Origin of the sequence: Streptomyces griseicoloratus (assembly GCF_014534645.1) — a bacterium.
GTDB lineage: Bacteria > Actinomycetota > Actinomycetes > Streptomycetales > Streptomycetaceae > Streptomyces > Streptomyces griseicoloratus.
Window position 1 is genome coordinate 13,801 of record NZ_JACVQF010000191.1, and the last position, 12,665, is coordinate 26,465.

Consider the following 12,665-nt stretch of genomic DNA (forward strand, 5'->3'; position numbering starts at 1 on the left):
GGCACCCATGGCAACGCTTGAAATCCGAGACCTGCACGTCACCGTCGAGGCCGACAACGCCACGAAGGAGATCCTCAAGGGCGTCGACCTCACCGTGAAGCAGGGCGAGACGCACGCCATCATGGGCCCCAACGGCTCGGGCAAGTCGACCCTCGCGTACTCGCTCGCCGGTCACCCCAAGTACACGATCACCGGCGGCACCGTCACCCTCGACGGCGAGGACGTGCTGGAGATGTCCGTCGACGAGCGCGCCCGCGCCGGCCTGTTCCTCGCGATGCAGTACCCGGTCGAGGTCCCCGGCGTCTCGGTCTCCAACTTCCTGCGCACCTCCGCCACCGCCGTCCGCGGCGAGGCCCCCAAGCTGCGCACCTGGGTGAAGGAGGTCAAGGAGGCCATGGAGCGCCTCAACATGGACCCCGCCTTCGCCGAGCGCAACGTCAACGAGGGCTTCTCCGGCGGTGAGAAGAAGCGCCACGAGATCCTCCAGCTGGAGCTGCTCAAGCCGAAGGTGGCGATCCTCGACGAGACCGACTCCGGCCTCGACGTCGACGCCCTCCGCGTCGTCTCCGAGGGCGTCAACCGCGTCCGCGAGACCGGTGAGGTCGGCACCCTGCTGATCACGCACTACACGCGCATCCTGCGGTACATCAAGCCCGACCACGTCCACGTCTTCTCGGCCGGCCGGATCGTCGAGTCCGGCGGTGCCGAGCTCGCCGACAAGCTGGAGGAAGAGGGCTACGAGGCATACACGAAGGGTGGCGTATCCGCGTGACACAGCTGCCGGGCCTCCTCGACACCGAGGCGATCCGCAAGGACTTCCCGATCCTGGACCGTGTGCTCCACGACGGGAGGAAGCTCGTCTACCTCGACAACGCCGCGACCTCGCAGACCCCGCGCCAGGTCATCGACGTTCTCGACGAGTACTACGAGCAGCACAACGCCAACGTCCACCGTGGCGTGCACGTCCTCGCCGAGGAGGCCACGGCACTGTACGAGGGCGCGCGGGACAAGGTCGCGGAGTTCATCAACGCGCCCAGCCGCGACGAGGTGATATTCACCAAGAACGCCTCGGAGTCCCTCAACCTCGTGGCGAACATGCTGGGCTGGGCCGACGAGCCCTACCGCGTGGACTCCGAGACCGAGATCGTCATCACGGAGATGGAGCACCACTCCAACATCGTGCCGTGGCAGCTGCTGGCGCAGCGCACGGGCGCGAAGCTGAAGTGGTTCGGCCTCACCGACGACGGCCGTCTCGACCTGTCCGACATCGACGAGATCATCACCGAGAAGACGAAGGTCGTCTCCTTCGTCCTGGTCTCCAACATCCTGGGCACGCTCAACCCGGTCGAGGCGATCGTGCGCCGCGCCCAGGAGGTCGGTGCCCTGGTGTGCGTCGACGCCTCCCAGGCCGCGCCGCACATGCCGCTGGACGTCCAGGCCCTCCAGGCCGACTTCGTGGCCTTCACCGGCCACAAGATGTGCGGCCCGACCGGCATCGGCGTGCTGTGGGGCCGCCAGGAACTGCTGGAGGACCTGCCTCCGTTCCTCGGCGGCGGCGAGATGATCGAGACGGTGTCGATGCACTCGTCGACGTACGCCCCCGCCCCCCACAAGTTCGAGGCGGGCACGCCCCCGATCGCCCAGGCGGTCGGTCTCGGCGCGGCGATCGACTACCTCAACTCCATCGGCATGGACAAGATCCTCGCCCATGAGCACGCGCTCACCGAGTACGCGGTGAAGCGGCTGGCGGAGGTCCCCGACCTGCGGATCATCGGCCCGACCACGGCCGAGGACCGCGGCGCGGCGATCTCCTTCACCCTCGGGGACATCCACCCGCACGACGTGGGCCAGGTCCTCGACGAGCAGGGCATCGCGGTCCGTGTCGGCCACCACTGCGCGCGGCCGGTCTGCCTCCGCTACGGAATTCCTGCGACCACGCGAGCGTCGTTCTATCTGTACTCCACGCCGGCCGAGATCGACGCGCTGGTCGACGGCCTGGAGCACGTACGGAACTTCTTCGGCTGAGAGGCGTGCGGAAAAGGTGAAACTGGATTCCATGTACCAGGAAGTCATCCTGGACCACTACAAGAACCCGCACGGGCGGGGCTTGCGGGATGGCGACGCCGAGGTACACCACGTGAACCCGACGTGCGGCGACGAGATCACCCTCCGAGTGAAGTACGACGGCACGACGATCAGCGACGTCTCGTACGAGGGGCAGGGCTGCTCCATCAGCCAGGCCTCCGCCTCCGTACTGAACGACCTGCTGGTCGGCAAGGAGCTGGCCGAGGCTCAGAAGATCCAGGAGACCTTCCTGGAGCTGATGCAGTCCAAGGGCAGGATCGAGCCCGACGACGCGATGGAGGACGTCCTGGAGGACGCGGTCGCGTTCGCCGGGGTGTCCAAGTACCCGGCCCGGGTCAAGTGCGCCCTGCTGAGCTGGATGGCCTGGAAGGACGCGACGGCCCAGGCGCTGGACGGCGCCGACGCCGAAAGGAAGAGCGCATGAGCGAGACCGTGGAGACCAAGCCGGCCTCGGAGGAGGAGCTCCGTGAGGCCCTGATGGACGTCGTCGACCCCGAGCTGGGCATCGACGTCGTCAACCTGGGCCTGATCTACGGCATCCACATCGACGACGCGAACATCGCGACCGTCGACATGACCCTGACGTCGGCGGCCTGCCCGCTGACGGACGTGATCGAGGACCAGGCCAAGTCCGCCACGGACGGCCTCGTCAGCGAGCTGCGGATCAACTGGGTCTGGATGCCGCCGTGGGGCCCCGACAAGATCACGGACGACGGCCGCGAGCAGCTCAGGGCGCTCGGCTTCAACGTCTGAGACCGCACCGGTGCACGGAAACGGCGACGCCTTCGGGCGTCGCCGTTTCCGCGTTCCCGGGCGCTGCCGTTGTGTACGCTCGTACACATGGGATACCTGCTGCTGGCCGGAGCCATCGCCGCCGAGGTCGCCGGGACCACCGCCATGAAGTACAGCGACGGCTTCAGCCGGCTGGGGCCGTCGCTGCTCACCGCCTTCGGCTACCTGGTCTCCTTCGCGCTGCTCGCCCAGACCCTGCGGACCCTCTCCGTCGGTACGGCCTACGCCATCTGGTCCGGCGTGGGCACCGCCGCCATCGCCACGATCGGCGTCGCGTTCATGGGGGAGGGGATGACCGTCACCAAGGCCGCGGGCATCGCGCTGATCATCGTCGGCGTGGTGGTGCTGAACCTGGGCGGCGCGCACTGATGTCACGCCGTTACGACCCGGAGCGGCGGCAGCGGATCATCGACGCGGCGATCCGGGTCGTCGGCGAGAAGGGCATCGCCGGACTCAGCCACCGCAGCGTCGCGGCCGAGGCCGATGTGCCGCTCGGCTCCACGACGTACCACTTCGCGACCCTCGACGAACTGCTGGTCGCGGCGCTGCGGCAGGCCAACGAGGGGTTCGCGAAGGTGGTCGCCGCGCATCCCGCCCTGGCGGATCCGCACGCCGACCTGGCCGGGGAGCTGGCCCGGGTGCTCGGGGAGTGGCTGGGCGGCGACCGCACGGGCGTCGAGCTGGAGTACGAGCTGTACCTCGCCGCCCTGCGCCGCCCCGCCTTGCGCCCCGTCGCCGCCGAGTGGGCCGAGGGCGTGGCCGACCTGCTCTCCCGCCGCACGGACGCCGTCACGGCACGCGCCCTGGTGGCGCTGATGGACGGCATCTGCCTCCAGGCACTGCTGACGGACGTGCCGTACGACGAGGGGTATGCACGGGAGGTCCTGGCGCGGGTGATCGGGCGCGAGGCGGGGGCGGACCGCGGGGGCCGGCGCTAGCGGCGTGCCGCCGGCTGCGTGGCTGCGTGTGCGCTCGGCGTGGGTGCGCGTGTGCCCGGCGTGGGTGCGGGCCGGGGGTGGGTCGCGGGGCCCGGCGCCGGCGGGGTGCCTCCCCCAGAGGGGGTACCCCCGGCGCCCACCCGTGCCGCCCTGGGGGTACCTCCCAGGCCGTTCAGGCACTGGGGGAGGCACGACTGCCCGCAGCTAGGGCGTGCCGCTGGGTGCACCCGTGCCGCCCGGGGGGTATCTCCACCCGCACAGGCCGCCGCAGGAACCCCGCCCGCTCCCGGCAGGTGAGATGCCCTGCCGACCGGTTCGCCCCCGGTGGCCCCGGCCGGTTAAGTTGCCCCCATGACCGACACGACTGCTCCCCGCACCACCGGCGCCGTGGCCGCCGGCCTCGCCACGATCGCCGCCGACGGCACCGTCCTCGACACCTGGTACCCGGCCCCCGAACTCTCCGACGCGCCCGGCCCGTCCGGCACCGAGCGGCTTTCCGCCGAGCGTGCCGCGGAGCTGCTCGGCGGTGGCGCCACCGCGGCGGTCGGACCGGACACCCGTCGTGGCGTCGAGGTGGTCGCTGTGCGTACGGTCATCGCCTCGCTCGACGAGAAGCCGGTCGACGCGCACGACGTCTACCTGCGCCTGCACCTGCTCTCCCACCGGCTCGTGAAGCCGCACGGCCAGAGCCTGGACGGCATCTTCGGCCACCTCGCCAACGTCGCCTGGACCTCGCTCGGCCCGGTCGCCGTCGACGACCTCGAGAAGGTCCGGCTCAACGCCCGCGCCGAGGGCCTGCACCTCCAGGTGACCTCGATCGACAAGTTCCCGCGCATGACGGACTACGTGGCCCCGAAGGGCGTCCGCATCGCCGACGCCGACCGCGTCCGCCTCGGGGCGCACCTCGCCGCGGGCACCACCGTCATGCACGAGGGCTTCGTCAACTTCAACGCCGGCACCCTCGGCTCCTCGATGGTCGAGGGCCGCATCTCGGCGGGCGTGGTCGTCGGCGACGGCTCGGACATCGGCGGCGGCGCGTCCACCATGGGCACGCTGTCCGGCGGCGGCAACGTGATCATCTCCATCGGCGAGCGCTGCCTCGTCGGCGCCGAGGCGGGCGTGGGCATCGCGCTCGGCGACGAGTGCGTCGTCGAGGCCGGCCTGTACGTCACCGCCGGCACCCGCGTGACGATGCCCGACGGCCAGATCGTCAAGGCCCGCGAGCTCTCCGGCGCCTCCAACATCCTCTTCCGCCGCAACTCGGTCACCGGCGCGGTCGAGGCCCGGCCGAACAACGCGGTGTGGGGCGGCCTGAACGAGATCCTGCACAGCCACAACTGACCGGCACCGTCCGGCTGCGCCCGGGTGCCCTCCCGTCGGCCCGTACAGGGGTCCGGCGCGAGGGCACTCAGCGTTTCAGGGCCCGGTACCGCTTCAGGAGGGCGGTGATCCGGGCCTGGTCGGCCGCGCCGTTCAGCTCTGTCAGCAGGTCGTCGGGGCAGAGCTCGTAGAGGTCGCCCCACCAGCGCCGCCCCCGGTTGTCCCAGATCCGGTAGCCGCCCGGTACGCCCCGGGCCACGTAGCGTCTTCTGCTCATCGGCTGGGACGGTAGGCGGCGGATACCGGCCACGCCAAGCGATTAACCGGCCCCCGTCGCGCACGTACGGATGACTCGGCGTGACCTCGGAGCGGTTCAGGCGGATGAACAGGTGGACGCAGAGTCCGATCAGACACCGATCCGACGAAACGAAGGGCCTGGTATGACGAACGAGCGGGCGAGGACCGTGACGCGTTGGCTGGCCGGGGCGGGTGCCGCGGTGCTGGTGTGCTGGCTGCCGGCGGGGGCCGCGCACGCCGACGAGACCACCACGGACTCGCACAACGGTCCCCGGTTCGGTCTCCTCAACGCCCACGTGGGTCAGGTCGACGACCCGATGGAGGACGTCCTGGAGCACACGCTCCTGTTCGGCGACGGCTACACCTGGGACTGACCGCCGTCGGCGACCAGCGTCCCGTACGCCCTCAGCAGCCCGTCGACCGTCTCACGGCCGGCGGGCCGCAGCGGCGCGCGGACCGGCCCCGCGGGCAGGCCGAGGGCGCCGAGGAGGGCCTTGGCGGTGACCGTGCCGGGCAGTCCCGCCGCCATCATCAGCTCGATGAGGGGGAGCGCCCGCCGCTGCAGCAGGGCCGCCCGCCCGGTGTCGCCCGCGTCGAAGGCGTCGAGGACCGCCCGGAGCCGGTCCGGCACGGCGTTCGCGACCGTGCTGACGTAGCCCGCGGCGCCCACCGCGTACAGGGCGAGGATCTGCTCGTCGCACCCGGCGTAGTACGCCAGGCCGGTGCGGGACAGCACCTTCTGCGTGCCGAGGAGGTCGTAGGCGCAGTCCTTGACGGCCACGATCCGCGGGTGCCCGGCCAGCCGGACCATCGTGTCGGGCTCGATCCGGGTGCCGGTGCGGCCCGGGATGTCGTAGAGGGCGACCGGCAGCCCGCAGCCGTCCGCGACCTGCCGGAAGTGCGCCTCCAGCGCCTCCTGCGGGGGCTTGCTGTAGTACGGCGCGACCACCAGCAGGCCGTCCGCGCCGGCCTTCTCGGCGGCGAGGGCCAGCTCCACCGTGTGCCGGGTGTCGGCCGTGCCCACGCCGGCGAGGAGCGAGGCCCGGTCCCCGACCGCCTCCCGCACCGCGGTGATCAGCGCCGCCTTCTCGGCGTCCGTGGTGGTCGGCGACTCGCCCGTCGTGCCGGACAGCACCAGGCCGTCGCAGCCCCCGGAGACCAGCCGGTCCGCGAGCCGCTGGGCGCCGTCGAGGTCGAGGGCGCCGGCCTCGGTGAAGGGCGTGATCATGGCGCACAGGGCGCGGCCGAAGGGCGGTGCGGGGCGGTTGTCCGTCGTCATGGGAGTAGTCTCAGTCGGCGGATTGTGTAGCTCCACTTAATTCTTCTACGAGGTATCCGTAAGGGATGCTGAGAAGTTGTCGGCCGTCGCCGGGCTCGGGCGGCGGAGGCCGGGGGTAGCGCCGACCGGCCAGGGGTACCCGGGGTGTTCCGAACCGAGAGGAGGCGGAACACCGTGACCGGGACCATGCACACCAGGCCGGTGCATGACGAGCACCACTCCGTGGGCGCGCTCGTCGGCCAGGCCACCGAACAGCTTTCCCGGCTCGTACGCCAGGAAGTGGCCCTCGCCAAGCTGGAACTGGCCGAGAAGGGGCGGCGCGCCGGACGGGGCGGCGGGATGCTCGGCGCCGCGGGCGCCATCGCCTACGTCGGTCTGTTCGCGCTGGCCGGCACGGCTGCCGCCGCGCTCTCGCTCGTGCTGCCCGTGTGGGCCGCGGCGCTGATCGTGGCGGCGGTGCTCTTCGCGGTCGCGGGCCTGCTGGCCATGACCGGCCGGGCACAGCTCCGCCGCGCCACACCACCCAAGCCCGAGCAGACCCTCGGCAGCGTCAGGGCCGACATGGAGGAGATCAGGGAAAGGGCACACCGATGACGGACGCGACGAGCGGCAAGGACGCGAGCTCCCACTCCGCGGGGCGGTCGGCCGGCGGGGCCAAGGGCCCGGACGAGCTGCGGCGGCAGATCGAGCAGACCCGCGGCGAACTCGGCGACACCGTGGAGGAACTGGCGGGCAAGGCGGATGTGAAGGGCCGGGCCAGGGCCCGGGCCGCCGACCTCAAGGACAAGGCCGGCGCCATGACCGGGCAACTGCGCGGCTCCGTGGGCCGGGCGGGCCACACCGGGCGCGGCCGGGAGGGCCGGACGGATCACCCCGAGGAGCCCGGCGCGCAGGGACGGGTGCGCGGCGCGGCGCGAGCGGGGCTCAGGCACCCGGCGCCGGCGCTGGTCGCCGGGGCGGCGATGGGCGCGGTGGCGGCGGCCGGCGTGCTGCGCCGCGGGAGCGACGGGCACCGGACACGGCGGCGCTGAGGCCGCCGGCCGGCTGCCCGCGGGGGCCCGGTCCGCGGGTCCCCTTCGCGATGCCCGCCGCGGGCGCGGCGGGCATCGGACGTGGCGGCGGTGAGGCTGCCGGCCGGCTGCTCGTGGGGGCCCGGTTCCGGGGCCCCTTCGTATGCCCGCCGCGGGAACGACGGGCGCCGGGCGCGGCGGGGCTGAGGCTGTGGGGCGGCTGCTCGCGGGGGCCCGGTCGGCGGGTCCCCTTCGTATGCCTGCCGCGGGAGCGACGTGCGCCGGGCGTGGCGGCGGTGAGGCCTCCGGCCGGGGCCCGGTTTCGGGTCCCCTTCGCGTGTCGGTGCCGAAGGGTGATCGGCCTCGGCCGTGGCCTCGGTCACGGACCTTGACCTCAAGCATGGTCGAGGTCGGAGGGTGGTGTCCGTACCCGACGACCACCGACCCGTGGAGGCCGGCATGACCCGCCGTACCGACGCCCACCCCGAACTCGTCCGCCCGGACGTCCAGGCGCCCTTCTTCAGCACCTGGCGGGTGGGCACCCCCGAGCGGCAGCGGCTGGCCGTGGAGGCGATCGCCCGCACCTGGGAGCGCCGCCCCTGGCCCGCCGACGACCTGCGCAGCTACCACGTGTACACCGGACACGACGGCAGCACGCTGCTCCACCACTCGCAGTGGGCGAGCGAGCAGGCCTACGAAGCCTTCGCCAGGACCCGCCGCCAGGAGCGCGTGGACGAGATCGACACCGCGGTGCCGGGCATAGAACGCCTGGGACTCGGACGGTACCGGCACTACCGCAGCGCCACCCGGGAGGACGGCGCCGCGCCCGTCCCGGGCTGCATCGTGATCGTCGACGTCGAGTTCGAGGGACCCGACCCCGAGCGGCAGCGCGCCTGGGTCGACGCCGTCTTCGAGGCCCTGGCGAGCGAGCCGGAACCCCACCCCGGGGGCATCTCCGCCCACTTCCACCTCAGCACCGACGGCACCCGGGTCCTCAACTACGCCGAGTGGGAGAGCGCCCAGGCCCACATCGACGCCCTCGCGGCGCCGGGCGACGGCGTCGGCTCCGCGACGGCCCAGTGGGCGCGGGTGCAGAACTGGCCGGGCCTGAAGAGCAGTTCGGTCGGCCGCTACGACCACGCCCTCGGCCTCGTGCCCCGCTGACCCCGCCCCCGCGGGTCGCCGGTCAGGGACGGAACCGCAGCACCTGCGGGTCGTGGTCGCTGATCTGGTCGTGGAACTCGGCGTTGACGTGCACGCTGTCGTAGGACAGGTGCCCGCCGTGCCGGACCGACGGGCTGACCAGGATCTGGTCGAGGACCTGGCTGTTGCCCTGGTAGACGTAGGAGTAACGCTCGCTCCGCGGCAGCGACTTGACCGCCGACCACAGCGCGCCGCCGTCCTCCAGGATCCGGGCCGTGTCGGAGAACTCGAAGTCGTTGATGTCGCCGAGGGCGATGACGTCGGCGTTCTTCTGGGCGCCGAGGATCTCCTTGACGAAGGTGTTGACCGCCTTCGCCTGGAGGTGGCGCTGGGTCTCCGAGCCGCGCACCGGCGGCTGGTACTGCGCGGTCAGACCCTGGTCGCCGCCCTTGGAGTTGAAGTGGTTGGCGATGACGAAGACCGTCCGGCCGCGGAAGACGAACTCGCCGGCCAGCGGCTTGCGGCTGTCCTCCCAGGCGGGGTTCGCCGGGTCCACCCGGCCGGGGGAGAGCGTCAGCGCGGCCTTGCCCCGCACCTTCGTCACACCGGTGGCGGTGGTCGCGTCGCCGCCGCTGCGGTCGGTGAAGGAGACCCGCTCCGGGTTGAACAGGAACGCCTGGCGGATGTTGCCGCCGGGCTGGCCGCCGTCCTCGCCGTCGGCCGGGTCGATGGAACGCCAGTCGTACCGGGGGCCGCCGGCCGCCACGATCGCGTCGATCAGCTTGCCGACCGTCCGTCCGGCGGCCACCGTGCCGTCGTCCGTGGCGCCGTTGTCGTCCTGGATCTCCTCCAGGGACACGATGTCGGGCGAGGAGAGGTTGTGCACGATCGCGGCCGCGTGCGCGTCGAAGGTGTCGTCGGACGGGTCGAGGTTCTCGACGTTGTACGTCGCCACCGCCAGCTCGCCGCGCGTCTGCTCGCGGGTCGTCTCGCGCTCCAGGCCGCCGCTCTCCAGCGTGCCGATCTCGCTCGCGACCAGGGTGTATCCGCCGTACTGGTTGTAGTCCAGCGGTCCCGTGGTGGTGCCGGCGAGGGTGTCGCCCACGTTGGCGTCGGGGAAGTCGGCGGGCTTGCCCAGGGACTGGATCTGCAGCCGGCCGGTGTTCTGGGCGTCGTAGGAGCCATAGACCGTGCCGCCCCGGTGGCTCGGGTTCTCCCAGGGCTTCACCGTCACCCACAGCTCGGTGTACGGGTCGGAGGCGCCGACCACGCGGGCGTCGGCGACCTGGACGTTCATGCCCTCCAGGGACTCGTAGTAGTCCAGGGCGTACGTCGCCGGACGCAGCGGCAGGGCGTTGACCGAACCGCCCGCGGCGGGGTCGCCCGCGGGGGCGTACGCGCGCGGCACGGACCGGGCGGAGACGGCCGTGGCGGCCGGGACCGCGTTGCCGGTGGAGACCACGGTGACCGTCGGGCGGGTGATCTCGGTCAGCGACTGGTTCCCCGAGGAGGTGCCGCCGGGGACGTACTCCGAGACCGTGCCGGAGACGGTGACCGCGTCACCGACGGCGACCTTCGGTGTGGAGCTCGTGAAGACGAAGACGCCCTCGCTGGTGGCCGGGTCGGCGTCCGGCTGCGGGTCCTGCATCCAGAAGCCTCTGGAGGAGCCGTAGCCGCGCACGCCGGTGACGATTCCGGCCACGTCCGTGACCTGCTCGCCGGCGTACGGGGACACCCGGGTGGTGCCCTGGATGTCATGGACGCGCACGGCGTCGGCGTGCGCCGGCGAGGTGAGGACGACGGTGGAGGCCGCGGAACAGACGGCGGCGACGGTGAGCGCGGCGAGGCGCGCGGAGGTCTTGCTGGCCAAGGGGATCCCTCCGGGGACGTGACGGAGCGCCGGGACGAGGGTGGTGCATGGGACGGCACGGACGCCATGGGACTCGGGGGATGCACGTGGCCTGAGTGCACACTTGTTCCCCCGCTTTCTACGCGCGTCAATCTCCAGCCTGCTCAGGCCAGTTGTCAAGGTTTCGGCCATGTACGGCACCTGACGGGGAGATGAACCGGGCGGCATGGGTGGAAACCCGTCTAGGCTGAGCGGCTGAGCCGTACGGCGCCCGGATGGCCGTACGGCCGACGAGGCGCGCGAGGAGAACCAGCAGATGTCAGACAGCTCCACCCTGCCGCCCGCGCGGCTGCGCCCCGAAGCGGAGCTGGCCCGCCAGGCACTGTCCACCCCGTTGCTCTCCCGGGCCGCGCGGCTCGCCCGCTGGGCCGGCCCGGACACCCGCGTGGACGCCGGGGGCGGGCTCGTCGACGAGCAGCTGCCCGCGGCGGCCGAGGCGCTCGGGCTGAGCGGCGACGACGCCGCGGCGTACGCGAGCGAGGCGTGGCGGGTCGCCGTGGACACCGGGCTCGTCGAGATCACCGACGAGGAGGCGGGCACCGTCACCGCGGGCGAGGACCTGGCCCTGCTCACCGGCGGCTCCCCACAGGACGTGCTCGGGGTGTGGCTCGGTGCCCTGGAGGCGGTGCTCGCCGACGCCGGCACACCCGACCTCGGAGGCCTGGTCGACGCGATCGCCGAGGGCGAGGGGGAGCTCGACCTGTCGTCCCTCGACTGGGACCCGGAGGCCGAGGCCCGGTTCCTCGACGGAGTGCTCGGCAACCTCTACCTGCTCACCGTCGGGGACGACCCCGGCGACGCCCCGGTGCCCCAGGTGCCGCTGCCCGCGCTGGCCGCCTCCGTGCTCGTGCCCAGCGACATGGGCGAGCCCACCAACGACGTCCTGGAGCAGGTGTCCGACGCGATGATGCGGCTGGACGACCAGTTCCGGCTGCTGGAGCCGGCCGGCCTCGTGGAGTACCAGCCGGTCGACGAGGCGCTCATGGCGGAGACCGACGAGGAGCCCGCGGCCCCCGTCGACGAGACCGATGTCGCCCGCTACGGCATGGTGCGGCTGACCCCGCTCGGACTGTACGGACTGCGGGCCCGGCTGCTGGACGCCGGGTTCACCGCACCGGCCGTCGGCGACCTGGCCGACAAGGGTGCCGACGCGCTGCTCGACGGCACGGCCGCGTTCCCGCCGGCGGCGGCCCACGCCGAGACCGAGCAGTGGCTGGCCCGCCGCGAACCCCTCGCCGCGGCCCGCGAGCTGCTGGCCGCCGCGCGCGGCGTGGACACCGGCGCGCCGCTGCGCAGGCTGCGCTGCCAGCAGGCGCTGTCCCTGGTCGGCGCCGAGGCCGAGCCCGCGCTGCGGGAGGTCCTCGACGACGCCGAACTGGGCGGACTGGCCCGGGTCTGGCTGACCGAGCACGGCGCCCGGGACGTCCCCGCCCCGCCGGAGGCCATGGTCTTCTGGCTGACCATCGACACCGTGGCCGCACAGCTCGCGGCCGAGGGCAACTCCGAGGAACTGCGCGCCCTCGTGCAGGGACTGGCCCGGCAGCACAGCGGCTTCTTCGACACGGCCTGGCGGGTCGAGCACCCGGCCACCGCGGACGTCCTGGAGGCGATGGGACGGCTGCACCCCGACAAGAAGATCGCCAAGGAGGCCCGTAAGGCGGCCTTCAAGGCGCGCTCCCAGCACGGGAACTGACCCGGCTCCACACCTGCCCCGCGTCCCCACGGCGTACGCGCTCCCCCACACGGGCCGCGGACCCGCGCGGCGGCAGGCCCGAGGAGCCCGTCCCGTGCGCCGTCCGCCGGGACCGACAAGGGCCCGGGCGGGGCCGCCGGACCCCGCGCGGATTCACGGAAGCGAGCCGGGTAAGGACGCACCCCGTTCAACTCGCGTT

The 12,665-nt window shown here is 72.7% G+C and carries 15 protein-coding genes; 12 read left to right on the forward strand and 3 right to left on the reverse strand.

The features are described 5' to 3' along the window. Positions 1 to 7: 7 nt before the first annotated feature. The 7 genes from sufC (at position 8) to dapD (ending at position 5,156) form a co-directional block, all read left to right on the forward strand. Entirely contained in the window at positions 8 to 772 is a 765-nt protein-coding gene (gene sufC, locus H0H10_RS17150) for a Fe-S cluster assembly ATPase SufC (protein ID WP_188181853.1), read from the forward strand. Next, positions 769 to 2,025 (forward strand): cysteine desulfurase, encoded by a 1,257-nt coding sequence (locus H0H10_RS17155; RefSeq protein ID WP_188181854.1) that lies wholly within the window; start codon positions 769 to 771, stop codon positions 2,023 to 2,025. The genes sufC and H0H10_RS17155 overlap by 4 nt, the downstream gene beginning before the upstream one ends. Before the next feature lie 16 nt (positions 2,026 to 2,041). After that, positions 2,042 to 2,509, forward strand: coding sequence for a Fe-S cluster assembly sulfur transfer protein SufU (gene sufU / locus H0H10_RS17160; protein ID WP_188181855.1), 468 nt, complete (start codon positions 2,042 to 2,044; stop codon positions 2,507 to 2,509). After that, positions 2,506 to 2,838: a metal-sulfur cluster assembly factor gene (locus H0H10_RS17165; protein ID WP_188181856.1), complete on the forward strand. Its 333-nt coding sequence runs from the start codon at positions 2,506 to 2,508 to the stop codon at positions 2,836 to 2,838. Before sufU ends, H0H10_RS17165 begins: the two co-directional genes overlap by 4 nt. 87 nt (positions 2,839 to 2,925) lie before the next feature. After that, positions 2,926 to 3,246 carry a DMT family transporter gene (locus tag H0H10_RS17170; RefSeq protein ID WP_188181857.1) on the forward strand — a complete coding sequence of 107 codons (321 nt, stop codon included), beginning with the start codon at positions 2,926 to 2,928 and terminating at the stop codon, positions 3,244 to 3,246. Continuing rightward, positions 3,246 to 3,815, forward strand: a complete 570-nt coding sequence (locus H0H10_RS17175) for a TetR/AcrR family transcriptional regulator (RefSeq protein WP_188181858.1) — start codon at positions 3,246 to 3,248, stop codon at positions 3,813 to 3,815. The genes H0H10_RS17170 and H0H10_RS17175 overlap by 1 nt, the downstream gene beginning before the upstream one ends. Before the next feature lie 351 nt (positions 3,816 to 4,166). Continuing rightward, the gene (gene dapD, locus H0H10_RS17180) at positions 4,167 to 5,156 is read left to right on the forward strand and encodes a 2,3,4,5-tetrahydropyridine-2,6-dicarboxylate N-succinyltransferase (RefSeq protein WP_188181859.1); all 990 of its coding nucleotides are present in this window, start codon (positions 4,167 to 4,169) and stop codon (positions 5,154 to 5,156) included. A 67-nt stretch (positions 5,157 to 5,223) separates the two neighbouring features. Here the strand turns inward: dapD and H0H10_RS17185 are convergent, their stop codons facing one another. Then, positions 5,224 to 5,412 (reverse strand): hypothetical protein, encoded by a 189-nt coding sequence (locus H0H10_RS17185; RefSeq protein ID WP_188181860.1) that lies wholly within the window; start codon positions 5,410 to 5,412, stop codon positions 5,224 to 5,226. 163 nt (positions 5,413 to 5,575) lie between these two features. On the opposite strand from H0H10_RS17185, the gene H0H10_RS17190 reads away from it, so the two are divergent. Next, positions 5,576 to 5,806, forward strand: coding sequence for a hypothetical protein (locus H0H10_RS17190; protein ID WP_188181861.1), 231 nt, complete (start codon positions 5,576 to 5,578; stop codon positions 5,804 to 5,806). Here the strand turns inward: H0H10_RS17190 and dapA are convergent. Continuing rightward, complete coding sequence (gene dapA, locus H0H10_RS17195; RefSeq protein ID WP_188181862.1) at positions 5,791 to 6,711, reverse strand: 4-hydroxy-tetrahydrodipicolinate synthase; 921 nt, start codon at positions 6,709 to 6,711, stop codon at positions 5,791 to 5,793. The two genes, H0H10_RS17190 and dapA, sit on opposite strands and share 16 nt — an antisense overlap. A gap of 174 nt (positions 6,712 to 6,885) precedes the next feature. Here dapA and H0H10_RS17200 point away from each other — a divergent pair, with 174 nt between their 5' ends. From H0H10_RS17200 to H0H10_RS17210, 3 genes are all read left to right on the forward strand, one after another. Continuing rightward, on the forward strand, positions 6,886 to 7,305 hold the full coding sequence (locus H0H10_RS17200) for a phage holin family protein (RefSeq protein WP_188181863.1): 420 nt from the start codon (positions 6,886 to 6,888) through the stop codon (positions 7,303 to 7,305). Beyond that, a complete protein-coding gene (locus H0H10_RS17205; protein ID WP_188181864.1) occupies positions 7,302 to 7,742 on the forward strand; it encodes a DUF3618 domain-containing protein in 441 nt (146 codons plus the stop codon). Before H0H10_RS17200 ends, H0H10_RS17205 begins: the two co-directional genes overlap by 4 nt. A 438-nt stretch (positions 7,743 to 8,180) precedes the next feature. Next, positions 8,181 to 8,885, forward strand: a complete 705-nt coding sequence (locus tag H0H10_RS17210) for an antibiotic biosynthesis monooxygenase (protein WP_188181865.1) — start codon at positions 8,181 to 8,183, stop codon at positions 8,883 to 8,885. 22 nt (positions 8,886 to 8,907) lie between these two features. On the opposite strand, the gene H0H10_RS17215 is transcribed toward H0H10_RS17210, so the two are convergent. Then, positions 8,908 to 10,734 (reverse strand): DUF8508 domain-containing protein, encoded by a 1,827-nt coding sequence (locus H0H10_RS17215; protein ID WP_188181866.1) that lies wholly within the window; start codon positions 10,732 to 10,734, stop codon positions 8,908 to 8,910. Positions 10,735 to 11,029: 295 nt separating this feature from the next. Between H0H10_RS17215 and H0H10_RS17220 the strand changes: the two genes are divergently transcribed. Then, positions 11,030 to 12,466, forward strand: coding sequence for a hypothetical protein (locus H0H10_RS17220; protein WP_188181867.1), 1,437 nt, complete (start codon positions 11,030 to 11,032; stop codon positions 12,464 to 12,466). Positions 12,467 to 12,665: the final 199 nt, after the last annotated feature.

Excerpts from the sequence above, each read along its gene's own strand:
- H0H10_RS17170 (WP_188181857.1), top strand. The coding sequence starts at position 2,926 with ATGGGATACCTGCTGCTGGCCGGAGCCATCGCCGCCGAGGTCGCCGGG.
- H0H10_RS17220 (WP_188181867.1), top strand. The coding sequence starts at position 11,030 with ATGTCAGACAGCTCCACCCTGCCGCCCGCGCGGCTGCGCCCCGAAGCG.
- dapA (WP_188181862.1), bottom strand. The coding sequence starts at position 6,711 with ATGACGACGGACAACCGCCCCGCACCGCCCTTCGGCCGCGCCCTGTGC.
- H0H10_RS17190 (WP_188181861.1), top strand. The coding sequence starts at position 5,576 with ATGACGAACGAGCGGGCGAGGACCGTGACGCGTTGGCTGGCCGGGGCG.
- H0H10_RS17210 (WP_188181865.1), top strand. The coding sequence starts at position 8,181 with ATGACCCGCCGTACCGACGCCCACCCCGAACTCGTCCGCCCGGACGTC.
- H0H10_RS17185 (WP_188181860.1), bottom strand. The coding sequence starts at position 5,412 with ATGAGCAGAAGACGCTACGTGGCCCGGGGCGTACCGGGCGGCTACCGG.
- H0H10_RS17205 (WP_188181864.1), top strand. The coding sequence starts at position 7,302 with ATGACGGACGCGACGAGCGGCAAGGACGCGAGCTCCCACTCCGCGGGG.
- H0H10_RS17175 (WP_188181858.1), top strand. The coding sequence starts at position 3,246 with ATGTCACGCCGTTACGACCCGGAGCGGCGGCAGCGGATCATCGACGCG.
- H0H10_RS17165 (WP_188181856.1), top strand. The coding sequence starts at position 2,506 with ATGAGCGAGACCGTGGAGACCAAGCCGGCCTCGGAGGAGGAGCTCCGT.
- dapD (WP_188181859.1), top strand. The coding sequence starts at position 4,167 with ATGACCGACACGACTGCTCCCCGCACCACCGGCGCCGTGGCCGCCGGC.
- sufC (WP_188181853.1), top strand. The coding sequence starts at position 8 with ATGGCAACGCTTGAAATCCGAGACCTGCACGTCACCGTCGAGGCCGAC.